Raw genomic sequence first — 22,779 nt, forward strand, 5'->3', positions numbered from 1 at the left:
CGAAAACCTGGAACATCTTACTGAACAGTTAGCCCAGCCACGATAATTCGCCCAACAGAATGTCAAATTTGCAGCATAGTTCACGTCACAGAGCATGAAGTACAAATCGTTACAGAGTCATCTGGCTGTCTGCATCTTGATGAAATGTTATGATGATAGACATTAGCGTGTGAAACCTCCTGTTTCACCCCATAACTTCGAAGGTATTAACATGATTATCGTAACTGGCGGCGCAGGAATGATTGGCAGCAATATCGTCAAGGCGCTGAATGATCGCGGTCACACCGATATTTTGGTGGTGGATAATCTGAAAGATGGCACCAAATTTGTGAATTTGGTCGATCTGAACATCAGCGATTTCATGGACAAAGAAGAGTTTCTTATCAGCGTAATGGCGGGTGACGATCTCGGACCTGTCGAAGCGGTATTCCACGAAGGTGCATGCTCCGCCACCACAGAGTGGGATGGCAAATACATGATGGATAACAACTATCAGTATTCAAAAGAGCTGCTGCATTTCTGTCTTGAACGTGAAATTCCTTTCCTGTATGCCTCTTCTGCCGCGACTTATGGCGGCCGCAATGAAAACTTTATCGAAGAGCGCCAGTATGAACAGCCGCTGAACGTTTATGGCTACTCAAAAATGCTGTTCGATCATTACGTGCGTCAGATCCTGCCAGAAGCGACTTCACCGGTGTGTGGATTCCGTTACTTTAACGTTTACGGACCGCGCGAAGGTCACAAAGGCAGCATGGCAAGCGTGGCTTTCCATCTGAATACCCAAATCAACAATGATGAAAATCCAAAACTGTTTGAAGGCAGTGAGAGCTTCAAACGAGATTTTATCCATGTTGATGATGTCGCTGCGGTTAATTTATGGTGCTGGGAAAACGATATTTCCGGCATTTATAACTGCGGTACTGGCCGTGCGGAATCCTTCCAGGAAGTGGCCGATGCCGTATTGAAATTCCATCAAAAAGGCCAAATCGAATACATTCCGTTCCCGGAAAAACTGAAAGGCCGCTATCAGGCTTATACGCAGGCTGATCTGACCAGGCTGCGTGCCGCCGGGTATGACAAACCGTTTAAAACCGTGGCACAAGGCGTGGCTGAATACATGGTTTGGCTGAACCGTAACGCGTAAAGGAATCTGTACCGGTAATGAAAATTCTGGTAATCGGCCCTTCCTGGGTCGGCGATATGATGATGTCGCAAAGTCTCTATCGCACGCTCAAAGCCGAACATCCTGATGCCGTGATTGACGTGATGGCACCTGCCTGGTGTCGTCCGTTATTATCCCGCATGCCGGAAGTGAATCAGGCGCTGGCGATGCCGCTTGGACATGGCGCGCTTGAAATCAGCGAACGCCGTCGTCTTGGCAATTCGCTGCGCGCGAGTGGTTATGACCGCGCCTATGTTCTGCCTAACTCCTTCAAATCTGCTTTGGTGCCGTTCTTTGCCGGGATTAAACATCGGGTTGGCTGGCGTGGCGAGATGCGTTATGGCCTGCTTAACGATCTGCGCAAGCTGGACAAAGCCGCGTTTCCGCTGATGGTCGAGCGCTATGTGGCGCTGGGCTATGACCGGCCCGTTAACTCAGCGCAGCAGCTGCCTCAGCCGCTGTTGTGGCCCAAATTACAGGTTGATGATCAGGAAAAAATCGAAACGGCTGCGCATTATCAGCTTTCCGCCGATCGCCCGATCGTTGGCTTTTGTCCCGGCGCTGAGTTTGGCCCGGCTAAACGCTGGCCGCACTATCATTACGCCGCTCTGGCACAGCAATTAATCAGTGAAGGCTATCAGGTAGTGCTGTTTGGTTCGGCAAAAGACCATCCAACAGGCGATGAGATTATTGCAGCACTGCCAGCAGATGCCCGCTCCCATTGCCGTAACCTGGCGGGCGATACTTCACTTGAGCAGGCCGTGATTCTTTTGGCACATTGCCGTGCCGTGGTAAGCAATGATTCTGGTTTAATGCATATCGCGGCGGCGTTAAACCGGCCGCTCGTGGCGCTGTATGGACCGAGCAGCCCTGACTTCACGCCGCCCCTCTCCGCTCGTGCCCGCGTGATTCGCCTGATTACCGGCTATCATAAAGAGCGTAAAGGTGATGCGGAGCAAGGGTATCATCAGAGCCTGATTGATATTCAGCCGACTCGCGTTTATCAGACGTTAACCGAGCTGCTAAGTAACGAACAGGAGACGGTATGCACGTCCTGATCGTTAAAACCTCTTCCATGGGCGACGTGCTGCATACGCTTCCCGCGCTAACCGACGCCATGCATGCTATTCCGGGCATCCGTTTTGATTGGGTGGTAGAGGAGAATTTTGCTCAAATCCCGAGCTGGCATCCTGCGGTCGATAAGGTCTTACCCGTCGCGATTCGTCGCTGGCGTAAACACTGGTTCGGTAGCCAACAGCGTGAAGAGCGGGTGTTATTCAAACGTGAATTACAGTCGCGTCAGTACGATATTGTGATAGACGCACAGGGGTTAATTAAGAGCGCCGCGCTGGTCACGCGTCTTGCGCGGGGTGTGAAGCACGGCCAGGACAGCCGCAGCGCGCGTGAACCTTTCGTGAGCTGGTGGTATGACAAACGCCATGAAATCAGCAAGAAGCAACATGCTGTTGAGCGTACACGCGAGTTATTTGCCAAAAGTCTTGGCTATGAAAAACCGCAAACACAAGGCGATTACTCTATCGCGGCGCATTTCTCTGCGCTAACGACAAATGAAACCGTGCCGTATTTGGTTTTTCTTCATGCCACAACGCGCGATAACAAGCACTGGCCAGAAGCGCACTGGCGTGAATTGATTGAGCAGGTCCAGCCGTTCGGATTAAAAGTAAAGCTGCCGTGGGGAGCAGAGCATGAACATCAGCGTGCCCGGCGCCTGGCAGAAGGATTTAATGATGTAGAAGTCCTGCCAAAACTGTCGCTGGAAGCCGTGGCGCAACAGCTGGCGGGGGCGCGTGCCGTGGTGTCAGTGGATACCGGTTTGAGTCATCTGACAGCAGCGCTTGACCGTCCAAACATTACGTTATACGGACCAACCGATCCGGGACTCATTGGCGGTTATGGCAAAAATCAGCAAATCGTCATCGCACCAGGGCATAACTTAACACAGCTTTCGGCCCAAACGGTCATTGAAAAACTCCGGGTCTTTTTAGCAGAAGGCGCTCAATGAATTATGTGTTGATCTATTTGCTGCTGGTGCCATTTCGGACGGTAATGCGGCTGTTTTATCGTCCAACCGGACGAAGTCTGGTGATTCAAACGGCTAAGATTGGCGATTTTATCAATATCACGCCGATGCTACGTGCATTAGGTCAGTCCGATGTATTAATTAGCAAAGCAGTGGAGCCGCTGGCTCGTCATGACGATACAATTGCCCGCTATTTTTTGATTGAAGATGCCAGGCGTAGCTTTGCCGCCAAGCTAAAACTGGCGTTTACGCTGATGAATCGCTACGACAATGTTTATCTGGTCCAACCTAACAGCGTGAACCTTTTTTTTGCGGCGCTATGTAATGCGTCAAATAAACAGTTTCTGCGTACCTATGTACGTAAGTCCTATCACGTCGTGTTCTATCGTAGCGCCAGTGGCGTTGTCGAGCACAGCAAACAGGATCTTACCCTGGACAGTTATCTCAAACTGATTAACCGTCAGTATCGATATACTGATTTTCCAAAACATGCGACCTCGCCTTTATGGCAACCGTCTTCTCCTCCCGCCGCGCTGCTCGCATCGCCACAAACAATTAAAATTGGAATCAGTATTTCAGCGGGAAACCGTGCCAAAACCATCCCAGCCACAACCTGGAAGAAATTACTGGATGGTCTGGCGAATCTGCCTTGCACCTACTACATATTTGGCCCGCCCGCCGAACAGCCATGGCTGGATGAGTTATTAAACTTAACAGGCCCAAAAGAGAATATCGTCAGCCTGATTGGGACATTAAAGTTAGAGGAGGTTCCCTGGGCAATCGGGCAGATGAACTTTTATATCTCGTCAGATTCGGGGAATGCTTATATCGCAGATGCACAAGCGATACCTGTCATTATGCTATACGGCCCTTGCGAAATCAGAGAGCAGCGCCCGGTTAACAACGTTTTATTTATTGGCCCTAAAAATAGCGTTGCATCGACATTTGTCTTTGCGACGCGTTTCCATTTTGATCAGCCAGCGGAAGAATTATTTGGGTTGAATGCGGAAAAAATCACCGAAATCCAGGCATTTATTAAGAATAACTCAGGACAATAAAGCACAATGGCAATTATTCAGCTTGCAGACGCTGTACAGCAAAGTACAGTTTTAGTGAATACGCTCTCAGACACGGACGCGGCGCCCGTACATATCGCTTTTGGCATCAATCACGCTTATGCACGTGGTTTAGGCATTACCCTTTTTTCGCTATTAATAAATCATCCACATACTGCTTTTCACGCCCACATTTTCTCTGATTCTCTTGATGAAAAAGATGTAAAAAAACTGCAATCGCTGGCCGAAGCATATCCGCTCATCATTACTTTGCATATTTTTAACAGCACCTGGCTAGATAATTTGCCAGCAGTCGGACGCTATCCTAAAAGCATTTATTACCGTTTTTTGATTCCTGAAACCGTTGCGCGCTACAGTGACCGCGTTATTTATATTGATGCCGATACCTTGGTGGTGGGTGATTACTCGCCACTGTTTATGCTGGATATTGGTCAGTATACGCTTTGTGCCTGTAACGACACGCCTCGGGCACGGCAAAATCAATGTAATAAGCTGGGACTATCGTCAGGTAATTATTTTAACTCAGGCTTTATGCTCATCAATATTCCCCGATGGTTAGCCAGTAATACAACGGAACGGATCACCGATGTGCTGGTCAAACAAGGCACGGAGTTTGGGTTTCCCGATCAAGACGCATTGAATTTGGTACTGGAAGAGGATGTGTTGATTCTGCCGGAACGCTATAACCATATCTATGACATCATCGCCAATAAGGTCTGGCACGCATTCCGCGTGCCGGAAGATACCGTCATGATTCATTATACGGGCAAGTGTAAACCCTGGCATGCGTGGGGCGGCGGCGATCTTTCTTTGATTTATTTCGATTATTATCAACGCTCACCCTGGGCTGATCAGCCGCTTGATTTACCTGGAAATCATAAAGAAATGAAGCGATTTTCTCGTATCAAATGGCATCAAAAACATTACGCTGAAAGTGTTTCCTGGATGATGAATTACATCAGACATAAGTTTTTTAACTGAGGGCGGCAATGCGCATCGTTCATTTTGCGAAATTCATCTTTACTGAAGATATGCGTGCAAAGCTGTTTTACTGCCTGACGATCATTTCGATGGCGTTTTTTCTCTATTCCGGAGAAGTATCGCGTAATACCTACTATTTTCTGACTTATTTGTCTCTGCTCAGCACATTCTGGATCATCTGGCGCGATAAAAAAGTATTTTTTTACTGGCTGCCTACTTTGTTTTTACTGTTGGGTCTCAGTAAATGGTTATGGGCAACTATCACCACGAATCAACAATTACCGTTAATTGGGGAGCACTATCGCATCAGCGGTAAGAGGATGATATTAGGCGCTTTTGTGCTTTATATGGCTTTGTTGAATAAATCGAACTTTTGCTGAGTTGAAGGATCAGATCACGCATCCTCCCGACAACACAGACCGTTCCGTGGCAAAGCAAAAGTTCAAAATCACCAACTGGCCCACCTACAACAAAGCCCTCATCAACCGTGGCTCCCTCACTTTCTGGCTGGACGATGAAGCGACTCATGCCTGGTATGAGTCGGCAACGCCTTCATCACGGGGAAGACCTCAGCGCTATTCTGACCTTGCCATCACCACCGTCCTGATGATTAAACGCCTGTTCCGGCTGACCCTGCGGGCTGCGCAGGGTTTTATTGATTCCATTTTTGCCCTGATGAACGTTCCGTTGCGCTGCCCGGATTACAGCAGTGTCAGCAAGCGGGCAAAGTCGGTTAATGTCTGTTTCAAAACACCCACCCGGGGTGAAATCGCACACCTGGTGATTGATTCCACCGGGCTGAAGGTTTTTGGTGAAGGCGAATGGAAAGTCAAAAATCACGGCAAAGAGCGCCGTCGTACCTGGCGGAAGCTGCATCTGGCCGTTGACAGCAGAACACATGAAGTCATCTGCGCGGACCTGTCTCTGAACAACGTCACGGACTCAGAAGCTTTCCCGGGTCTTATCCGGCAGACACACAGAAAAATCAGGGCAGCCGCAGCAGACGGCGCTTACGACACCCGACTCTGTCACGATGAACTGCGGCGCAAGAAAATCAGTGCCCTCATCCCGCCCCGAAAAGGAGCGGGTTACTGGCCCGTAGAGTACGCAGACCGTAACCGTGCAGTAGCGAATCAGCGGCTGACCGGGAGTAATGCCCGGTGGAAATGGACAACAGATTACAACCGTCGCTCGATAGCGGAGACGGCCATGTACAGGGTAAAGCAACTGTCCGGAGGTTCACTGACGCTGCGTGATTACGATGGTCAGGTAGCAGAGGCTTTGGGCATGGTGCGTGCGCTGAATAAAATAACGAAGGCTGGTATGCCAGAAAGCGTGCGTATTGCCTGAAAACCCGGTCAGCTACAGAGTCACTCGTCCTGAAGCTGATTTATTCAACAAAGCCGCTTTATATTGTCCACCGCCTCAGTCCAAAATGGACGCTGTCGCCGCGCATGGTGCAGACCGGAACATTAATGCTGTGCTTAATGTTAATCCTTATCACCCTGACAGGTATCCATGGCTTTATGGTAACCGGCGAGCGACCCAAAATAAATTCTGATGCCGCCACGTCGGGTGCGTATATGTTTACGTTACTGGCTCTCGTCACCCTTTGGTCAATCCGTAAGGCTTTTCCACGTCATTATCCGTTACCGTTTTTCCTGATTTTATTTGTTTCGTTTATTTTATTAGGCGTTTCTGAAACCCGCTCAGCGATCCTGCTATTTAGTTTATTTTTCCTTGTGGCGATTATTCATCACATCATGGTGTCGCCCTGGCGTACACGCGTGATGTGGATAAGCCTGTTTGCTGCCCTTTTAATAGCAGCAACCTTTAGCGCAGCAAAATATTCCTCTCATCTGCTTAACCGTATCGAAACGGTGAAAACGGAAATTGAACAGTATCAGAACGGTGATACCAGCACGTCAATTGGTGGCCGAATCGGCATGTGGCAAGCAGGACTTTGGGCGTTCACACAACACCCATGGGGCCAATCAGCAGACAGCAGAAATCAGGAAGCTAAACACTGGCTTGATATTCACCAACCCGATAACCAAATCGCCTATCTGAATATTCAGTATCATACTCACAATGACATCATCGAGAGTTTATCCTTACAAGGCATTGCTGGTGGTATCACGATGATAGCGTTTTTTGTGGCCCTGCTCGTTTCCCCTTTATGCGGTAAAAAACGTTACTACGAAGGACTACTGCTCGCCATTCCTGTGATCTATTTCAGCATGGGCGATTCCCAGTTTTATAATCGCGAATCTCCCTATTTTATTCTTTTAATCTGGGGTTATTTTGTCATGATGCGGCAATATTCCGCTTCTGTAACTTCGGCAGGGCTTAAATATTGCCATGGTAAATTTATCTGATTCCCCCTTGCTCAGCATTATTACTCCCATGTATAACGCGGGCAGCATGTTCGATGAATTTATGCATTCATTACTTGCGCAGTCACTGGCATCGCTGGAGATCATCATTGTTAATGATGGATCCAGCGATGGTTCTGGTGAGCGCGCTGACGCCTACGCGCAGCAGCATCCACATATTCAGGTAATTCATCAGGAAAATGGTGGCGTATCACGTGCACGCAATGCCGGTTTAGCCATTGCACGTGGTAAATATGTCACCTTCCCCGATGCGGATGACACCATGGCGCCCAGAATGTATCAGATACTGGTAGAAATGGCTGAAGCGGATAATCTGGATGCAGCTCAGTGTAACGCTGAATGGTTTTTTAAACGGGACCAACGAGCTAAGCCACTCATTCCTCTGGTTCGTTTGCGTAGTACGGGTGTACTCGATGGTGCTAAATGGTTAAGCACCGCGCTGAAAACGCGTCGCTACATGCATGTAGTCTGGTTAGGCATTTACCGTCGGGCATTAATTGAAGAGCATCAATTACAGTTCGAGCCAGGTCTGCATCATCAGGATATTCCATGGACCACCGAGTTTATGCTGCTGGCAAAACGTGTACGTTATACTGATGAGATCCTTTATCGCTATTATATGCATGATGCTTCCATCAGCAATTGCAAACGTACCGGCCAGCGTAATGTGGAATATCAACGGCACTATTTAAAAATTGCCCGCATGCTGGAAGAACTCAATCAACATTATCGCGGCGTGACAAAAATATATCCCGCCTTCCATTATCAAATTACCCATGAAGCGCTTAGCGTTTGCCATAGCGTACGGCGAGAGCCGGACGAAAATGCACGCAACGCTATCATTGCAGATATTTTCTCAACCGGAACCCATCGATGCATGCTGCGAAACGCGCGAGGCGTGAAACAGTGGTATCAGCTTTTGCTGTGGCTCAGCCGCCTTTATCGCTGGCGTTACACTTAACCACAATGGTTGGCTTTAACCTCAAAAAGCTTTTCCCTACAATCAGCCCATAAAAATTTGAGAACAATGGACTATGGCAAGCCCGATGGCAGCAAACACTTCTCCGCAAAATATTTTGCTTATTAAATTACGCCATCATGGCGATATGCTGCTGACGACACCTGTCATTAATGCGCTTCATCAGCATTATCCACAGGCGAATATTGATGTGCTGCTCTATCAGGAAACACGTCCAATGCTGGACGCGCATCCGGCAATACGTCATTTTCATATTATTGACCGCAAGTGGAAAAACGAAGGGAGCTGGCGCAAATTTGCACATGAACGTGCGCTAATCGCCGCTATTCGTGCCAGTCATTATGATGTAGTCATCAATCTGGCTGATCAATGGCGCGCGGCGATCGTGACGCGTTTATCAGGTGCGCCGCTGCGCATCGGTTTCGCCTTTAAAAAGCGGGATAATCCATTCTGGCGGTTTTGCCACAACCAATTGGTTCCTACTAACGATCACAATGCATTACATACTATTGAGCAAAATATGACTGCGCTGGCGCCGCTGGGCATCAGCCGTGAAAACGCATATGCGTCAATGTATTACAGCGAAAGTGATAAGCAAATTGTCCTTACTCAACTGGCTAAAAGCGGCATAACGTCACCTTTTATTGTGGTACAGCCAACCTCGCGCTGGGGTTTTAAATGCTGGGAAGATGAGAAATTCGCGGCCACCATTGACCAGTTGGCGCAGCCCGGCCGCAAGATAATCCTCACTGCGGCGCTGGATAAAAAAGAGCTGGCGATGATTAAGCATATTCAGTCTCTGAGCCAATCGCCTGAAGTGATCTCATTCGCAGGAAAACTCTCATTGCCGCAACTGGCAGCGCTGATTGATCACGCGCAGCTATTTATTGGTGTTGATTCGGCACCCATGCATATGGCAGCGGCACTGGATACACCATGCATTGCGCTATTTGGCCCAACCAAATTGCAACAGTGGCGTCCCTGGGGCAAAAACAATCGCGTGATCTGGGCTGGCGATTACAGTTCGCTACCTTCGCCGGACTCCATTGATACTAAAACTGAACAGCGTTTTCTTTCAGCCATTCCGGTTGAAGATGTGGTTGCAGCCGCCAGGAGCTATTTAAATGAATAAGTTACGTCTGGCGATTGTACGCCAGAAATATCGTCCCGATGGCGGTGCCGAGCGCTTTATTTCACGCGCCCTGGAAGCGCTGGGCAGTGAACAGTTGGACCTGAATATCATTACCCGCCACTGGCAGGGTATACCCCATCCTGACTGGCATCTGCATATCTGTAATCCCGCCAAATGGGGGCGTATCTCACGGGAACGTGGCTTTGCTCGTGCGGCACGCGCCTGCTGGGAACGGGAGAAATTTGATATTGTGCAAAGCCATGAGCGCATCGCCGGTTGCGATATTTTTCGTGCTGGTGATGGCGTCCATCGCGTCTGGCTTGAACAGCGTGCACGCCTTGTATCGCCATGGCAGCGCCTGAGCGCCACCCTCAGTCCTTATCATCGCTATGTATTACAGGCAGAAGCGGGAATGTTCCATTCTCCGGCGCTTAAGGCGGTAATCTGCAATTCAGAGATGGTAAAAGGCGATATTTTGCGCTGCTTTTCGCTTGATGCCAGTAAAATTCATGTGATTCACAACGCAATTGATACTTACCACTTTCAACCCGCAACCGAGGCTACCCGTCACGCCAGTCGTCAACAGCTTACGCTGCCAGACAGCGCCACGGTGCTGGTCTACGTGGGTTCAGGCTTTGAGCGGAAAGGCCTGAAGGCCGCAATTGAGGCGGTAGCCCGTAGCAATCGCTACCTGATAGTCGTGGGGCAAGATAAACAGTTGCAGCGCTACCAACAGCTGGCGAATCAGCTGAACTGTCTGGATCGCCTGCGCTTTGTCGGCGTTCAGCAGGATGTACAACCGTTCTATCATGCCGCCGATGGTTTATTACTGCCTACGCTCTACGATCCCTTCCCGAATGTGGTGCTGGAGGCGATGGCTTGCGGCTTACCGGTGATCACCAGTACCGGCTGTGGTGGCGCTGAGTTTATAACGGCTGGTCAGGAAGGCTTTGTCTGCGATGCGTTGAATATCAACGCGTTAAACCGGGCTATCAATGCTATTCCGTCACTCGCTGTCGATTCAGGCATGGGTGAGGCTGCGCGCCGTAAAGTTGAGCCTTATGGTCCGCAAAGGTTAGCTAAGGCCTTAACTTCGCTGTATCAACAGGTGCTAAACGCTAACTGACAAGTCAGATGAGTGCGCGTGGCGTTTCTGTTACCATGCCGCAATCTAATTTTTTGTATTTTTTGACACCAACATGTCGTAACGGTAACTATGACGACCATTTACACCGCATTGCTTTATCTTATCCAGCCACTGATTTGGCTGCGCCTGTGGCTGCGCGGTCGTAAAGCTCCGGCATACCGTAAGCGCTGGGCCGAGCGTTACGGCTACTGTGTGGGCAAAGTTCAACCCGGCGGCATTGTGCTGCATTCAGTTTCCGTTGGCGAAACCCTGGCCGCTGTTCCGCTGGTGCGGGCGTTACGCCATCGTTATCCCACCTTGCCAATTACCGTTACAACGATGACGCCAACTGGATCGGAGCGTGCACAGTCAGCGTTTGGTAAGGATGTGCATCACGTTTACCTGCCTTACGATTTACCCGGTTCTATCAATCGTTTCCTGGATACGGTGAACCCACGGTTAGTGATCATCATGGAAACCGAACTGTGGCCGAATATCATTCGTATACTGCATCAACGCCAGATTCCATTAGTCATCGCTAACGCCCGTTTATCAGCACGCTCCGCTAAAGGCTATCGCAAACTGGGCAACTTTATGCGTCAACTATTGCAGAGCATCACGCTGATAGCCGCGCAAAACGCTGAAGATGGTGAGCGTTTCCTTGAACTCGGCCTGAAACGTTCACAGTTAACGGTTACGGGCAGCCTGAAATTTGATATTTCCGTTACGCCGGAGTTGGCCGCGCGAGCAGTAACCCTGCGTCGCCAATGGGCCTCGCGTCGTCCCGTGTGGATTGCTACCAGCACTCACGAAGGTGAAGAGGCGATCGTACTGGATGCGCATCGTCGCTTGCTGCAAACTTTTCCCAGTTTGCTGTTAATTTTGGTGCCGCGCCATCCAGAGCGTTTCAACGATGCGCGAGAACTGACGCAAAAACGCAACTTCAGTTTTATCTTGCGCAGCAGTGGCGAGATCCCTTCCAGCTCTACTCAGGTTGTCATCGGCGATTCAATGGGTGAGTTAATGTTGTTGTACGGTATTGCTGATTTAGCATTTGTCGGCGGCAGTCTGGTTGAGCGTGGTGGACACAACCCGCTGGAGCCAGCAGCACATGCTATTCCTGTCTTGATGGGCCCGCATATCTGGAATTTCAAAGATATTTGCAGCAAATTGCAGGAAGCACAGGGGTTGATCATCGTTACGGACGTCATCTCGCTTGAGAAAGAAGTGACTAATTTACTCCAGGACGATGATTATCGCCGTTATTACGGCCGTCATGCGGTGGATGTGCTGCACCAGAATCAGGGCGCACTACAGCGTCTTTTACAGTTACTTGAACCTCATTTACCGCCACGGGCCCATTAATGCCAATACGCCAACGTCTTTCGGTGGTGATAATCATCAAAAACGAAGCGGAACTGTTGCCAGCTTGCCTCGCCTCAGTTAACTGGGCTGATGAGATTATCATACTGGATTCTGGTAGCTCGGATGATAGCGTTGAAATCGCTCGCGCTGCGGGTGCTAAAGTGTTTCATGCTGACGACTGGCCAGGATATGGCAAGCAACGTCAGCGCGCGCAAAGTTATGCCAGAAGCGAAATGATTTTGATGCTTGATGCCGATGAGCGCGTAACCCCTGAACTGCATAAGGCGATTGAGCAGGTATTAAACGCACCGCCCAGCAACGCCGTTTATAGCCTGAGCCGCAGCAACCTGTTCCTGGGCCGGTTTATGCGCCACAGCGGCTGGTATCCCGATCGCGTGACGCGCCTTTATCCACGGATGCTGAACTATAACGATAACCAGGTGCATGAATCGCTCAACGCCCAGGATGCGCCAGTCCGAATGCTGAAGGGCCATCTGCAACATCTAACCTGCCGCAACCTCATCGCTTTTCAGCGTAAGCAGCTTGCCTATGCTGAAGCCTGGGTGCAGGAACGTCACCAACGCGGTAAACGCTGCGGGCTGTTCTCCATTTTTAGCCATACGTTAAGCGCTTTTATCAAAACGCTGCTGCTACGTGCTGGTTTTCTTGACGGTAAACAGGGCTGGATATTAGCGGTAGTTAATGCGCAGTATACGTTTAACAAATACTCGGCGCTTTGGGCGCTTGGTCAATCCTCGGCAAAAAGGTGTATATGAGTACTAAAGCCATTTATCCCGGAACGTTTGATCCTGTTACGTTAGGCCATCTCGACATTGTGACCCGTGCGGCACAGATGTTTGATCACCTTATAGTGGCGGTGGCAGCAAGTCCAGGTAAGAAACCGATGTTTGACCTGAATGAGCGAGTTGCGTTGGGACAGCAGGTAACTGCGCACTTGCCTAATGTTGAAGTGGTTGGATTTAGCGATTTAATGGCGAATTTTGCCCGTGCGCAGCAGGCTAATGTGTTGGTGCGTGGCCTGCGTGCGGTATCAGATTTTGAATATGAGCTACAGCTGGCGCATATGAATCGCCATTTATTGCCCACGCTGGAAAGCGTCTTCCTGATGCCATCTGAAGGTTTCTCGTTCGTCTCGTCTTCGCTGGTGAAAGAGGTGGCGCGTCACGGTGGCGATGTTACCGCCTTCCTTCCCGCGCCGGTACATCAGGCGTTACAGGCCAAACTTATCTACTGCTAATGCTGGCAGCACGGGCACCAGTAAGTGCTGCGCTGCCCGTGCTTGCCGCTAATAACTGGTGTTCCACACACGCGGCACGGTTCACCCGCCCGGCCATAAACCTGCAATTCCTGAGCGAAATAACCCGGCTTGCCATCACTCTGTAAAAAGTCACGTAAGGTGGTTCCACCCTGTTCAATCGAGCGCAACAGCACCGCTTTAATCGTATTAGCCAGCAGTTCCGCTTCTTTTTTGCTTAAACTCATTGCGGCTCTGTCAGGCAGGATCCCCGCAGTAAACAGCGATTCACTGGCGTAAATATTACCGACGCCGACGACCACTTTGTTATCCATTAACCACTGTTTAATCACCGTGCGCTTGCCGCGTGACTTTTCAAACAGATAATCGCCATCAAACACGTCGCTAAGCGGTTCCGGTCCCAGATGAGCCAGCACGTTGCTGCCCGCTAAGTCGCTGCTCCATAACCAGGCACCAAAGCGTCGCGGATCGGTATAGCGCAGCACTTTGCCATTGCTCATCACCAAATCAACATGGTCATGTTTAGCCGCCGGCAATGCTTCAGTTAACACTCGCAAACTGCCAGACATACCAAGATGGATAATAATCCAGCCGTGCGGTAGCTCCAGCAGCAAATATTTGGCACGACGCTGAACGCTAAGGACCGGCTGATCGCTCAATGCCAGAATCTCTTGTGAAACCGGCCAGCGCAAACGTGCATTGCGCACGATGGCATGCAGGATAGTTTCTCCTACTAAATGCGGCTCAATACCGCGACGACTGGTTTCAACCTCTGGTAACTCTGGCATAGCCTCTCCTCAGCGTTTTTCACAAACAAAAAACCCGGCCGGAGCCGGGTTTTTAGCAGAACACCAAAATTACTTAATTTTGGCTTCTTTGTAGATTACATGCTGACGTACAACCGGATCGAACTTTTTCAGTTCCAGTTTCTCTGGTTTAGTACGTTTGTTCTTCGTGGTGGTATAGAAGTGACCTGTACCAGCAGAGGAAACCAGCTTGATCTTCTCACGAATACCTTTAGCCATGATTCAGTTCCTTAGTACTTCTCACCACGGACACGCAGATCGGCCAAAACCGTATCGATGCCCTTTTTATCAATAATACGCATACCTTTTACAGATACACGCAGAGTAACGAAGCGCTTCTCGCTCTCAACCCAAAAACGGTGTGAGTGCAGGTTCGGAAGGAAACGGCGTTTCGTCGCGTTCATTGCGTGGGAACGGTTGTTACCGCTCACCGGGCGCTTTCCAGTTACCTGGCAGACTCGTGACATGTCTATTCTCCAAAAATCAAATCAGCTCGAGCTTTAAAAATTAGGTTTTGGCCGCCTCGTCAGGCTTGCAGCCCGCCAGGCGAGTTCCATGGAACCCGCTAAGCTGGCCTAACCGCCAAACCCGAGATTCTCAAAGGTGGCGTAGTATACGCCGCTCGGCGCAAGTGCTCAAGTCCCGAACAGATAAAGATCCCGAATGATCGGGTAAAAAGCCATCATCCGGCCTCCCTTTCCTTACTCTTAAAGCCAGCCACGCTCGGCAAATGAAACATATTCACCATGGCCAATAACAAAATGATCGAGTAAGCGAATATTAAGCAGGCGGCAGGCTTCGCTGATTTTGTGAGTAATACCGCGGTCCGCTTTGCTGGGTTCCGACACGCCTGAAGGATGATTATGTGCCAGTATCAACGCTGCCGCGTTCACCTTCAGTGCTGCTCGTACAATCTCGCGTGGATGCACCTCAACGCTGCTAATTGAACCGGAAAACATCTTTTGCGCCAGTAAGACACGATGTTGATTATCCAGAAACAGCGTCATAAAGATCTCGCGTTCCTGATGCGCTAACAGGCTTTGCAAATAGTGTCGCGTAACCTGGGGGTTTTCCATCGCACTTTCTCGCGCCAGCTGACTGGCAAAAAAACGCTTCGCCAGTTCGGCAATGGCGTGCAGCTGTGCCAGCTTTGCATCCCCGACACCTTTGATGTCACTGAAAGCCGCTTTGCTGGCGGTCATAATATGATAAAGCGAGCCAAACTCCTGGAGCATCTGTTGAGCCAGATCCATAACATTCAGCCCTGCTGAACCGGTACGCAGAAAAATGGCCAATAACTCAACGTCGCTCAACGCCTCCACACCTAAATGCTGTAATTTTTCCCGCGGTGCCATATTTTTCATGGACTTTCTCCCTGCTGCCTTCACTATCCTGAACCGCCGCCTTGCCAGTCACCAGCAGTACTGCGGCGTTTTACGAGATGTCTCGCAAACAACAGGGAGTGAAAAAGCGATTCAAGGGTTTTGTGATAAAGTCCGTGCAACATGTCGCGTCAGGCGCGGCAAACAGATGAGTGAGGCAAAAAGATGATGGGATTAGCCGGAACAAAAATTCTTTTGGGCGTGAGCGGCGGCATTGCCGCTTATAAAACACCGGAATTAGTTCGTCGCCTGCGCGATCGCGGCGCCGATGTCCGCGTAATGATGACCGAAGGAGCCAAAGCCTTTATTACACCGCTCAGCCTACAGGCAGTTTCCGGCTACCCGGTAATGGATGATCTGCTCGATCCAGCCGCCGAAGCGGCGATGGGTCACATAGAACTCGCGAAGTGGGCTGATTTAATTGTGCTGGCCCCTGCCACTGCCGATCTGATAGCCCGCCTGACTGCGGGTATGGCAAATGATCTGGTGACCACGGCCTGTCTTGCGACTGCCGCACCCGTTGCTGTGGTTCCGGCGATGAATCAGCAGATGTACCGTGCGCCTGTCACCCAACAAAACCTGCAAACCTTACAGACTCGCGGCCTGCTAATCTGGGGGCCAGACAGCGGCAGTCAAGCCTGTGGCGATGTGGGGCCGGGTCGCATGCTGGATCCGCTGGAAATTGTTGACCATGCCGTGCAATGGGCATCACCAGTCAACGATATGCAACATCTCAATATTATGATTACTGCCGGTCCGACGCGCGAGGCACTGGACCCGGTGCGCTACCTCACCAATAAAAGTTCAGGAAAAATGGGCTTTTCTATCGCTTCAGCGGCCGCCAAACGTGGCGCAAACGTCCTTTTGGTAGCCGGTCCGGTCAGTCTGACCACGCCCGTCGGTGTGAAACGTATTGATGTCACTACGGCGCTAGAGATGCAGGCTGTGGTGATGAGCGAGATAAACAAACAACATATTTTCATTGCAAGCGCAGCCGTGGCAGACTATCGGGCAGCCGAAATTGCGGCCGAAAAAATCAAAAAACAGGGCGATGATGATAACGCCACGCTGCAACTTATAAAAAATCCCGACATTGTCGCTGGTGTCGCCGCATTACAAGCAGACCGTCCTTTTGTGGTTGGATTTGCCGCTGAAACCCAGAATGTGGAAGAATACGCCCGGCAAAAAAGAGTACGCAAAAATCTGGACCTAATCTGTGCTAATGACGTTGCTAAAGCCGGACAAGGTTTTGATAGCGACACCAATGCTCTTCATCTTTTTTGGCACAACGGAGAAAAACGCTTACCGCTCAGCGAGAAGGCGCTCCTTGGCCAGCTCTTATTAGACGAGATTGTCAGCCGTTATGATGAAAAAAATAGACGTTAAAATACTTGATGCACGTGTTGGCAAAGAATTTCCCCTGCCGACCTACGCGACGTCGGGCTCCGCTGGGTTAGATTTACGCGCTTGCCTGGATGATGTGCTGGAAATCGCACCAGGCACCACCACGCTGGTGCCAACGGGTTTAGCGATTCATATCGCCGATCCCAGCCTGGCTGCCGTCATTCTGCCGCGCTCAGGCCTGGGCCATAAACACGGCATCGTTCTGGGCAATCTGGTGGGTCTGATCGATTCCGACTATCAGGGCCAGTTAATGGTTTCTGTATGGAATCGTGGACAGGAAAGTTTTACGCTACAGCCCGGCGATCGCATGGCACAACTGGTTTTTGTACCGGTGGTGCAGGCCGAATTCAACCTGGTTGAAGACTTTGACGCCAGCTTGCGCGGCACAGGTGGCTTTGGTCATTCAGGCCGTCAGTAACACACGCTACCAATTTTCACTTACGCCAGTCATTATTATTTCTCATTGTCATGAGACACTTGCTTGTGGCAGATGCGTAGGTGTTGCCTGTTTATGGTGAAATTCAAGGGTCTTTAGGATCATGGCAGAAAAAACAGTCGCAAAGCGGAACCGTCGCGAAGAAATTTTGCAGGCGCTGGCGCAAATGCTTGAGTCAAGTGATGGCAGCCAGCGAATTACGACCGCCAAACTGGCAGCAAATGTGGGTGTCTCTGAAGCGGCTTTATATCGCCACTTCCCCAGCAAAACACGCATGTTTGACAGCTTGATAGAATTTATCGAAGACAGTCTGATTACCCGTATCAACCTGATTCTTAAAGATGAAAAAGAGACGATGGCGCGTCTGCGTCTTATCGTGCAATTGATTCTGGGGTTTGGTGAGCGTAATCCGGGGCTAACGCGTATTTTGACCGGCCATGCGCTGATGTTTGAGCAGGACCGCTTGCAGGGTCGTATTAATCAGCTGTTCGAGCGTATTGAGGTACAACTGCGTCAGGTCATGCGCGAGCGAAAGATGCGTGAAGGCGAAGGTTTTCAGTCGGACGATACCCTGTTAGCCAGCCAGCTGTTGGCATTTTGCGAAGGATTATTATCGCGTTACGTTCGTTCTGAGTTTCGTTTTCGTCCCACAGCAGACTTCGATACCCGCTGGCCGCTGATTGCCGCACAATTGATATAGCAGAAGGCGGGCTGGTGCCCGCATTTTTGCATTAAATGCCGTAGGCTTTCTGATAAGCGCGAACCTGCGCAAGGTGATCAGCCATCTCTGGCTTCTCTTCCAGATAAGCAATCAGATCTTTCAAGGTAATAATCGCGGTGACTTTGCATTTATAGTCACGTTCTACTTCCTGGATTGCTGAAATATCTCCGCGTCCACGCTCCTGGCGATCCAGTGAAATTAATACGCCAGCCAGTGTCGCGTTGTGCGCGCTGATAATGTCCATTGATTCGCGAATTGCCGTACCAGCGGTAATCACATCATCCACCAGCATTACACGCCCTTCGAGCGGACTACCGACCAGTAAACCGCCTTCACCATGATCTTTAGCTTCCTTGCGGTTAAAACAGTAAGGAACATCACGATCATGATGATCGGCCAGCGCGACGGCAGTGGTTGTAGCGATTGGAATGCCTTTGTAGGCGGGACCAAATAGCAGGTCAAAATCCACGCCATCGTCTACCAGCGCCTGCGCGTAAAAGCGCCCCAGCAGCGCTAAATCTCGTCCACTGTTAAACAGACCGGCGTTAAAGAAATAGGGGCTTTTACGCCCAGATTTTAACGTGAATTCACCAAACTTCAGCACCTGCTTGTTTAAGGCGAACTCAATAAACTGACGCTGCCAGGCTTTCATCTCTTGCTCCTCAAATAAAGAAAAGGCGACTCGCTGGTCGCCTGTTGCATCAATTTTCCAGTGCGGCTTTCTGCGCCTGGATTAACTCTTCAATACCGCCACGCGCCAGTGCTAATAACGCCAGTAACTCTTCATGACTAAACGGTTCGCCTTCTGCGGTGCCTTGCACCTCGATCATGCGACCATCCTCCATCATCACAACATTCATATCAGTTTCGGCGGCGGAATCTTCCACATACTCTAAATCACACAGCGCTTCGCCGTTGACGATGCCGACAGAAATCGCAGCCACCATGCCTTTCATCGGATTAGCTTTCAGTTTGCCCTCTGCCACCAGCTTATTCAGCGCATCCGCTAATGCTACGCAGGCGCCGGTGATAGAAGCAGTACGTGTGCCGCCATCGGCCTGAATCACGTCGCAATCGAGGGTCACGGTATATTCACCCAGCGCTTTGAGATCAACAGCGGCACGCAGCGAGCGGGCAATCAGGCGTTGAATTTCCAGCGTGCGTCCACCTTGTTTACCTTTAGCCGCTTCACGCGCCATTCGGCTGTGCGTTGAGCGCGGCAGCATGCCATATTCGGCAGTTATCCAGCCCTGGCCTTGTCCTTTAAGGAAGCGCGGCACACCTTCGTCCACAGTGGCAGTGCAAAGCACTTTGGTTTCACCAAATTCCACCAAAACGGAACCTTCAGCATGTTTGGTATAATTGCGGGTCAATGTGACGGGACGCACCTGTTGTGCGCTACGGCCTGCTGGACGCATGGTAATCTCCGGCTTACTAATGATTGGCTGCGCATTATACGGACTTCCTCGTTCGCTGTCTCTTGCCGTGGTCTTATGCCTTGTCCGGAGCAGTTCACAGCATGGCGAGCGTAACTATTTGTCGCTTAATGATAAATATTACGTAATGCCGTTTCTGATACGCTTATGCCTGTTATGCGCTGCCTGGCCTCGCTATACTTCACCCCATCTTTCTGAAAATGAGTAACGCTTATGATCCGCAGTATGACCGCTTATGCCCGTCGTGAAGCCAAAGGCGAATGGGGCAGCGCCGCCTGGGAGCTGCGTTCCGTTAATCAACGCTATCTGGAAACCTATATCCGCTTGCCGGAACAATTTCGTGGCCTGGAGCCGGTGATTCGCGAACGCATTCGTCAACGTCTGACGCGTGGAAAAATCGAGTGCAATCTGCGTTTTGATGCTGATCCAAGCGCACAAGGCGAACTTATGCTGAACGAAGCGCTAGCAAAACAGCTGGTGCAGGCTGCCAATTGGGTCAAAATGCAGAGCGACGAAGGAGCGATTAATCCACTGGATATTCTGCGCTGGCCTGGCGTAATGTCGGCGCAGGAACAGGATTTAGATGCCATCAACTCCCAGTTACTTAAAGCACTGGATAGCGCGCTGGATGAATTCATCACCGCACGTGAAAGCGAAGGCGCCGCACTGAAGTCATTGATTGAACAGCGTCTGGAAGGCGTGACGCAGGAAATAAGCAAAGTACGCGCCCGAATGCCAGAAATTGTGAAGTGGCAGCGCGAGCGTTTAGTGGCGAAACTGGAAGATGCTGAAGTGCAGCTGGAAAATAATCGCCTCGAGCAAGAGTTAGTGATGATGGCACAGCGCATTGACGTGGCGGAAGAGCTGGACCGTCTGGAAGCGCACGTTAAAGAGACCTATAGCATTCTAAAGAAAAAGGAAGCAGTTGGCCGCCGCCTCGATTTTATGATGCAGGAATTTAACCGTGAGTCGAATACGCTGGCATCAAAGTCGATTAACGCTGACATCACCGCCTCCGCAATTGAGCTGAAAGTGCTGATTGAACAGATGCGTGAGCAGATTCAGAACATCGAGTAACGACGCACTAAAATTCATTAGATAGCACCACCCGCACAAAACCCGCATCTAGTCGGGATTTTTTGTTATCAGGAGCTAGCATAACGACGCATGAAAGCGCATGATTAGGATGTACACCTAAGTGTACCCATGGAGAAAAATATAATTCCGTGGGTGTACACCACTAATCAGCACTGGATTCACCGATGCCAAAGCTTACTGACGCACAGATACGCGCATGGATTAAATCAGGCGAGAGGTTTGAGGGGAGATCGGACGGCAATGGACTTTACCTGTCCTACCGCGAGAACTATCAAACCCCCGTCTGACGCTTCCGCTATAAATTCTCTGGCAAAGCCCGGGCGATGCTTATTGGCTCTTATGCGGAGCTATCGCTGGCTAAGGCGAGGGAAACGGTTAAGGAGCTATCCGCGCGCGTGTCGCTGGGCTATGACGTGGCCGGAGAGAAGCAGCAACGAAAAGCTGATGCGATCGCGAAAATTGACGCTGAGAAGAATGCGATGCGCGTTTCACAACTGGCTGCTGAGTATTTCGAACGTCAGATCCTGCCACGCTGGAAGCACCCCGACATACTACGTCGCCGCATTGATAAAGACATCAATCCCTGCATCGGGAATATGAAGGTTGAGGATGTTAAGCCCCGCCATATCGATGACATGCTTAAAGGGATTGTTGACCGTGGCGCACCAACTATTGCCACAGACGTTTTGCGTTGGACACGCCGCATTTTTGATTACGGCATAAAGCGCCACGCTCTGGAAGTTAACCCCTGCTCTGCTTTCGAGATTTCTGATGCTGGTGGTAAAGAGATCAGCCGCGACCGATGGCTAAACCGTGATGAACTGATAAAGCTGTTTCAGTCCATGCGTACAGCTAAAGGGTTTAGCCGCCAGAATGAGCTCACTTTTAAGCTATTGCTTGCTCTAGCCGTCAGGAAGATGGAGCTATGCGCTGCTCAGTGGGTTGAGTTCGATTTAGATGAAGGGATATGGCACCTACCAGCCGAGCGCACAAAGAACGGTGATGCGATAGATATTCCACTGGCACCACCAGCATTAGCCTGGCTGAAAGAGCTTCACACCTTTTCCTGTAACAGCAAATGGGTGCTTCCTGCCCGTAAGATGCAAAACCGCATGATCCCCCATATTCAGGAAAGCACACTGCCGGTGGCGTTGGCAAAAGTACGTGCCGAGATGGCAGACGTTCCCAACTTCACCATTCACGACTTCCGCCGCACGGCGCGTACCCATCTCGCAGCGCTGGGATGTGATCCCGTCGTTGCTGAGCGATGCCTCAATCACCGCATTAAAGGGGTCGAGGGTATCTACAACCGGCATCAGTACTTCGAAGAGCGAAAGTCAGCGCTTATCCAGTGGGCTGAATTGCTGGTGGCGTTGGAGAACGGTGAACAGTACAACGTGACGCCTTTGAGAAGGGCTAAGTAACAAATTAGATTGAGCCTAGCCCGACGGGGTGAAAAGCGGCCTACCTTGCCACCTGGCTCAATCCCTCTTTAAGGTAAAGCGTAAAAGGTAACGCTATGAATAAGCTTTTTCGCCTGAAGAACTGGCTGACACTCGAAGAAACAGCACAGAGATTATCTCTTACCATGGAAGAAGAGATAACCGTGGCCGACTGCTTGCAACTGGCTTTAGACGGTCACTTGACTGTATCAGCCCTTTTAAGTGAGGGTCGATACGGCGTTTTTGCCCGCCTGATTAAAACGACTAAAAGAATACAAATGGAGAAGTTTATCGTCAAAACTGACGATGCTGGCGCCACCGTTTGCCTTCTAGACGATGAAAGATTTATTCCTAATGAACAGCTCGATTTTGAGTACGATGACATCGAGAGAATTAGCAGTGTGTTTAGATGTCGCTACCGATGTAAAACTGGCCCACCTGCCGATGTAAATCTGACCCACCTAGGGTAAAAATGGCAGTTTTAAGGCACTGCCAATGATGACATTGGAGACCAGAGTGG

At 50.3% G+C, this 22,779-nt stretch carries 25 protein-coding genes and 1 pseudogene; 20 read left to right on the plus strand and 6 right to left on the minus strand.

The features are described from left to right. Positions 1 to 211: 211 nt before the first annotated feature. The 14 genes from rfaD to coaD all read left to right on the plus strand — a co-directional run bounded on the left by rfaD (position 212) and on the right by coaD (position 13,516). A complete protein-coding gene (gene rfaD / locus H2P46_RS17245; RefSeq protein WP_193406129.1) occupies positions 212 to 1,144 on the plus strand; it encodes an ADP-glyceromanno-heptose 6-epimerase in 933 nt (310 codons plus the stop codon). Positions 1,145 to 1,161: 17 nt separating this feature from the next. After that, complete coding sequence (rfaF, locus tag H2P46_RS17250; RefSeq protein ID WP_193406130.1) at positions 1,162 to 2,220, plus strand: ADP-heptose--LPS heptosyltransferase RfaF; 1,059 nt, start codon at positions 1,162 to 1,164, stop codon at positions 2,218 to 2,220. After that, positions 2,208 to 3,185, plus strand: a complete 978-nt coding sequence (gene rfaC, locus H2P46_RS17255) for a lipopolysaccharide heptosyltransferase RfaC (RefSeq protein ID WP_193406131.1) — start codon at positions 2,208 to 2,210, stop codon at positions 3,183 to 3,185. The genes rfaF and rfaC overlap by 13 nt, the downstream gene beginning before the upstream one ends. Then, the gene (locus tag H2P46_RS17260; protein WP_193406132.1) at positions 3,182 to 4,261 is read left to right on the plus strand and encodes a glycosyltransferase family 9 protein; all 1,080 of its coding nucleotides are present in this window, start codon (positions 3,182 to 3,184) and stop codon (positions 4,259 to 4,261) included. Before rfaC ends, H2P46_RS17260 begins: the two co-directional genes overlap by 4 nt. A gap of 6 nt (positions 4,262 to 4,267) precedes the next feature. Next, a complete protein-coding gene (locus H2P46_RS17265) occupies positions 4,268 to 5,260 on the plus strand; it encodes a glycosyltransferase family 8 protein (protein WP_193406133.1) in 993 nt (330 codons plus the stop codon). An 8-nt stretch (positions 5,261 to 5,268) separates the two neighbouring features. Continuing rightward, on the plus strand, positions 5,269 to 5,640 hold the full coding sequence (locus H2P46_RS17270; protein WP_193406134.1) for a hypothetical protein: 372 nt from the start codon (positions 5,269 to 5,271) through the stop codon (positions 5,638 to 5,640). A gap of 1 nt (position 5,641) precedes the next feature. Then, a complete protein-coding gene (locus H2P46_RS17275) occupies positions 5,642 to 6,610 on the plus strand; it encodes an IS5 family transposase (RefSeq protein ID WP_193406135.1) in 969 nt (322 codons plus the stop codon). 104 nt (positions 6,611 to 6,714) lie between these two features. Continuing rightward, positions 6,715 to 7,638 (plus strand): O-antigen ligase family protein, encoded by a 924-nt coding sequence (locus tag H2P46_RS17280; protein WP_193406136.1) that lies wholly within the window; start codon positions 6,715 to 6,717, stop codon positions 7,636 to 7,638. Next, positions 7,622 to 8,617 carry a glycosyltransferase gene (locus H2P46_RS17285; RefSeq protein WP_193406137.1) on the plus strand — a complete coding sequence of 332 codons (996 nt, stop codon included), beginning with the start codon at positions 7,622 to 7,624 and terminating at the stop codon, positions 8,615 to 8,617. The genes H2P46_RS17280 and H2P46_RS17285 overlap by 17 nt, the downstream gene beginning before the upstream one ends. Before the next feature lie 73 nt (positions 8,618 to 8,690). Then, positions 8,691 to 9,767 (plus strand): putative lipopolysaccharide heptosyltransferase III, encoded by a 1,077-nt coding sequence (gene rfaQ, locus H2P46_RS17290; RefSeq protein ID WP_193406138.1) that lies wholly within the window; start codon positions 8,691 to 8,693, stop codon positions 9,765 to 9,767. After that, positions 9,760 to 10,893, plus strand: a complete 1,134-nt coding sequence (locus H2P46_RS17295) for a glycosyltransferase family 4 protein (protein WP_193406139.1) — start codon at positions 9,760 to 9,762, stop codon at positions 10,891 to 10,893. Before rfaQ ends, H2P46_RS17295 begins: the two co-directional genes overlap by 8 nt. Positions 10,894 to 10,983: 90 nt before the next feature. Next, positions 10,984 to 12,258 carry a lipid IV(A) 3-deoxy-D-manno-octulosonic acid transferase gene (gene waaA, locus H2P46_RS17300; RefSeq protein WP_193406140.1) on the plus strand — a complete coding sequence of 425 codons (1,275 nt, stop codon included), beginning with the start codon at positions 10,984 to 10,986 and terminating at the stop codon, positions 12,256 to 12,258. Beyond that, complete coding sequence (locus tag H2P46_RS17305) at positions 12,258 to 13,034, plus strand: glycosyltransferase family 2 protein (RefSeq protein ID WP_193406141.1); 777 nt, start codon at positions 12,258 to 12,260, stop codon at positions 13,032 to 13,034. Before waaA ends, H2P46_RS17305 begins: the two co-directional genes overlap by 1 nt. Beyond that, on the plus strand, positions 13,031 to 13,516 hold the full coding sequence (coaD, locus tag H2P46_RS17310) for a pantetheine-phosphate adenylyltransferase (RefSeq protein ID WP_193406142.1): 486 nt from the start codon (positions 13,031 to 13,033) through the stop codon (positions 13,514 to 13,516). Before H2P46_RS17305 ends, coaD begins: the two co-directional genes overlap by 4 nt. Here the strand turns inward: coaD and mutM are convergent. From mutM to radC, 4 genes are all read right to left on the minus strand, one after another. After that, on the minus strand, positions 13,513 to 14,322 hold the full coding sequence (gene mutM / locus H2P46_RS17315; RefSeq protein ID WP_193406143.1) for a bifunctional DNA-formamidopyrimidine glycosylase/DNA-(apurinic or apyrimidinic site) lyase: 810 nt from the start codon (positions 14,320 to 14,322) through the stop codon (positions 13,513 to 13,515). The genes coaD and mutM overlap by 4 nt on opposite strands. 69 nt (positions 14,323 to 14,391) lie before the next feature. Continuing rightward, a complete protein-coding gene (gene rpmG / locus H2P46_RS17320; protein ID WP_001051798.1) occupies positions 14,392 to 14,559 on the minus strand; it encodes a 50S ribosomal protein L33 in 168 nt (55 codons plus the stop codon). An 11-nt stretch (positions 14,560 to 14,570) separates the two neighbouring features. After that, positions 14,571 to 14,807, minus strand: coding sequence for a 50S ribosomal protein L28 (rpmB, locus tag H2P46_RS17325; protein ID WP_193406144.1), 237 nt, complete (start codon positions 14,805 to 14,807; stop codon positions 14,571 to 14,573). Positions 14,808 to 15,047: 240 nt separating this feature from the next. Then, a complete protein-coding gene (radC, locus tag H2P46_RS17330) occupies positions 15,048 to 15,704 on the minus strand; it encodes a RadC family protein (protein ID WP_193406145.1) in 657 nt (218 codons plus the stop codon). 183 nt (positions 15,705 to 15,887) lie between these two features. Between radC and coaBC the strand changes: the two genes are divergently transcribed. From coaBC to slmA, 3 genes are all read left to right on the plus strand, one after another. Then, the gene (coaBC, locus tag H2P46_RS17335) at positions 15,888 to 17,108 is read left to right on the plus strand and encodes a bifunctional phosphopantothenoylcysteine decarboxylase/phosphopantothenate--cysteine ligase CoaBC (RefSeq protein WP_193406146.1); all 1,221 of its coding nucleotides are present in this window, start codon (positions 15,888 to 15,890) and stop codon (positions 17,106 to 17,108) included. Then, positions 17,086 to 17,544: a dUTP diphosphatase gene (gene dut, locus H2P46_RS17340; protein ID WP_193406147.1), complete on the plus strand. Its 459-nt coding sequence runs from the start codon at positions 17,086 to 17,088 to the stop codon at positions 17,542 to 17,544. Before coaBC ends, dut begins: the two co-directional genes overlap by 23 nt. 121 nt (positions 17,545 to 17,665) lie before the next feature. Continuing rightward, complete coding sequence (gene slmA / locus H2P46_RS17345; protein ID WP_193406148.1) at positions 17,666 to 18,262, plus strand: nucleoid occlusion factor SlmA; 597 nt, start codon at positions 17,666 to 17,668, stop codon at positions 18,260 to 18,262. Positions 18,263 to 18,293: 31 nt separating this feature from the next. On the opposite strand, the gene pyrE is transcribed toward slmA, so the two are convergent. Together pyrE and rph are read right to left on the minus strand one after the other, a co-directional pair. Beyond that, entirely contained in the window at positions 18,294 to 18,935 is a 642-nt protein-coding gene (gene pyrE, locus H2P46_RS17350) for an orotate phosphoribosyltransferase (RefSeq protein WP_193406149.1), read from the minus strand. 49 nt (positions 18,936 to 18,984) lie between these two features. Next, positions 18,985 to 19,701, minus strand: a complete 717-nt coding sequence (gene rph, locus H2P46_RS17355; RefSeq protein ID WP_193406150.1) for a ribonuclease PH — start codon at positions 19,699 to 19,701, stop codon at positions 18,985 to 18,987. A 231-nt stretch (positions 19,702 to 19,932) separates the two neighbouring features. On the opposite strand from rph, the gene H2P46_RS17360 reads away from it, so the two are divergent. The 3 genes and pseudogenes from H2P46_RS17360 (at position 19,933) to H2P46_RS17370 (ending at position 22,729) form a co-directional block, all read left to right on the plus strand. Beyond that, positions 19,933 to 20,796, plus strand: a complete 864-nt coding sequence (locus H2P46_RS17360; RefSeq protein WP_193406151.1) for a YicC/YloC family endoribonuclease — start codon at positions 19,933 to 19,935, stop codon at positions 20,794 to 20,796. A gap of 185 nt (positions 20,797 to 20,981) precedes the next feature. Further along, a pseudogene (locus H2P46_RS17365) lies at positions 20,982 to 22,241 on the plus strand (tyrosine-type recombinase/integrase). A gap of 95 nt (positions 22,242 to 22,336) precedes the next feature. Beyond that, positions 22,337 to 22,729, plus strand: coding sequence for a hypothetical protein (locus H2P46_RS17370; protein WP_193406152.1), 393 nt, complete (start codon positions 22,337 to 22,339; stop codon positions 22,727 to 22,729). The last annotated feature ends 50 nt before the right edge of the window (positions 22,730 to 22,779 follow it).

The sequence above is a fragment of the Mixta mediterraneensis genome, assembly GCF_014946725.1.
In the GTDB taxonomy this organism is placed as follows: Bacteria; Pseudomonadota; Gammaproteobacteria; order Enterobacterales; family Enterobacteriaceae; genus Pantoea; species Pantoea mediterraneensis.

What these genes read in the sequence shown, in the direction of transcription:
- H2P46_RS17285 (WP_193406137.1), top strand. Translation starts at nt 7,622, where the DNA reads ATGGTAAATTTATCTGATTCCCCCTTGCTCAGCATTATTACTCCCATG.
- H2P46_RS17265 (WP_193406133.1), top strand. Translation starts at nt 4,268, where the DNA reads ATGGCAATTATTCAGCTTGCAGACGCTGTACAGCAAAGTACAGTTTTA.
- rfaF (WP_193406130.1), top strand. Translation starts at nt 1,162, where the DNA reads ATGAAAATTCTGGTAATCGGCCCTTCCTGGGTCGGCGATATGATGATG.
- H2P46_RS17280 (WP_193406136.1), top strand. Translation starts at nt 6,715, where the DNA reads ATGGTGCAGACCGGAACATTAATGCTGTGCTTAATGTTAATCCTTATC.
- radC (WP_193406145.1), bottom strand. Translation starts at nt 15,704, where the DNA reads ATGAAAAATATGGCACCGCGGGAAAAATTACAGCATTTAGGTGTGGAG.
- H2P46_RS17360 (WP_193406151.1), top strand. Translation starts at nt 19,933, where the DNA reads ATGATCCGCAGTATGACCGCTTATGCCCGTCGTGAAGCCAAAGGCGAA.
- H2P46_RS17370 (WP_193406152.1), top strand. Translation starts at nt 22,337, where the DNA reads ATGAATAAGCTTTTTCGCCTGAAGAACTGGCTGACACTCGAAGAAACA.
- H2P46_RS17295 (WP_193406139.1), top strand. Translation starts at nt 9,760, where the DNA reads ATGAATAAGTTACGTCTGGCGATTGTACGCCAGAAATATCGTCCCGAT.
- coaBC (WP_193406146.1), top strand. Translation starts at nt 15,888, where the DNA reads ATGATGGGATTAGCCGGAACAAAAATTCTTTTGGGCGTGAGCGGCGGC.
- slmA (WP_193406148.1), top strand. Translation starts at nt 17,666, where the DNA reads ATGGCAGAAAAAACAGTCGCAAAGCGGAACCGTCGCGAAGAAATTTTG.
- rfaC (WP_193406131.1), top strand. Translation starts at nt 2,208, where the DNA reads ATGCACGTCCTGATCGTTAAAACCTCTTCCATGGGCGACGTGCTGCAT.
- H2P46_RS17260 (WP_193406132.1), top strand. Translation starts at nt 3,182, where the DNA reads ATGAATTATGTGTTGATCTATTTGCTGCTGGTGCCATTTCGGACGGTA.
- rpmG (WP_001051798.1), bottom strand. Translation starts at nt 14,559, where the DNA reads ATGGCTAAAGGTATTCGTGAGAAGATCAAGCTGGTTTCCTCTGCTGGT.
- coaD (WP_193406142.1), top strand. Translation starts at nt 13,031, where the DNA reads ATGAGTACTAAAGCCATTTATCCCGGAACGTTTGATCCTGTTACGTTA.
- rpmB (WP_193406144.1), bottom strand. Translation starts at nt 14,807, where the DNA reads ATGTCACGAGTCTGCCAGGTAACTGGAAAGCGCCCGGTGAGCGGTAAC.
- dut (WP_193406147.1), top strand. Translation starts at nt 17,086, where the DNA reads ATGATGAAAAAAATAGACGTTAAAATACTTGATGCACGTGTTGGCAAA.
- rfaQ (WP_193406138.1), top strand. Translation starts at nt 8,691, where the DNA reads ATGGCAAGCCCGATGGCAGCAAACACTTCTCCGCAAAATATTTTGCTT.
- H2P46_RS17305 (WP_193406141.1), top strand. Translation starts at nt 12,258, where the DNA reads ATGCCAATACGCCAACGTCTTTCGGTGGTGATAATCATCAAAAACGAA.
- rph (WP_193406150.1), bottom strand. Translation starts at nt 19,701, where the DNA reads ATGCGTCCAGCAGGCCGTAGCGCACAACAGGTGCGTCCCGTCACATTG.
- pyrE (WP_193406149.1), bottom strand. Translation starts at nt 18,935, where the DNA reads ATGAAAGCCTGGCAGCGTCAGTTTATTGAGTTCGCCTTAAACAAGCAG.
- mutM (WP_193406143.1), bottom strand. Translation starts at nt 14,322, where the DNA reads ATGCCAGAGTTACCAGAGGTTGAAACCAGTCGTCGCGGTATTGAGCCG.
- H2P46_RS17270 (WP_193406134.1), top strand. Translation starts at nt 5,269, where the DNA reads ATGCGCATCGTTCATTTTGCGAAATTCATCTTTACTGAAGATATGCGT.
- rfaD (WP_193406129.1), top strand. Translation starts at nt 212, where the DNA reads ATGATTATCGTAACTGGCGGCGCAGGAATGATTGGCAGCAATATCGTC.
- waaA (WP_193406140.1), top strand. Translation starts at nt 10,984, where the DNA reads ATGACGACCATTTACACCGCATTGCTTTATCTTATCCAGCCACTGATT.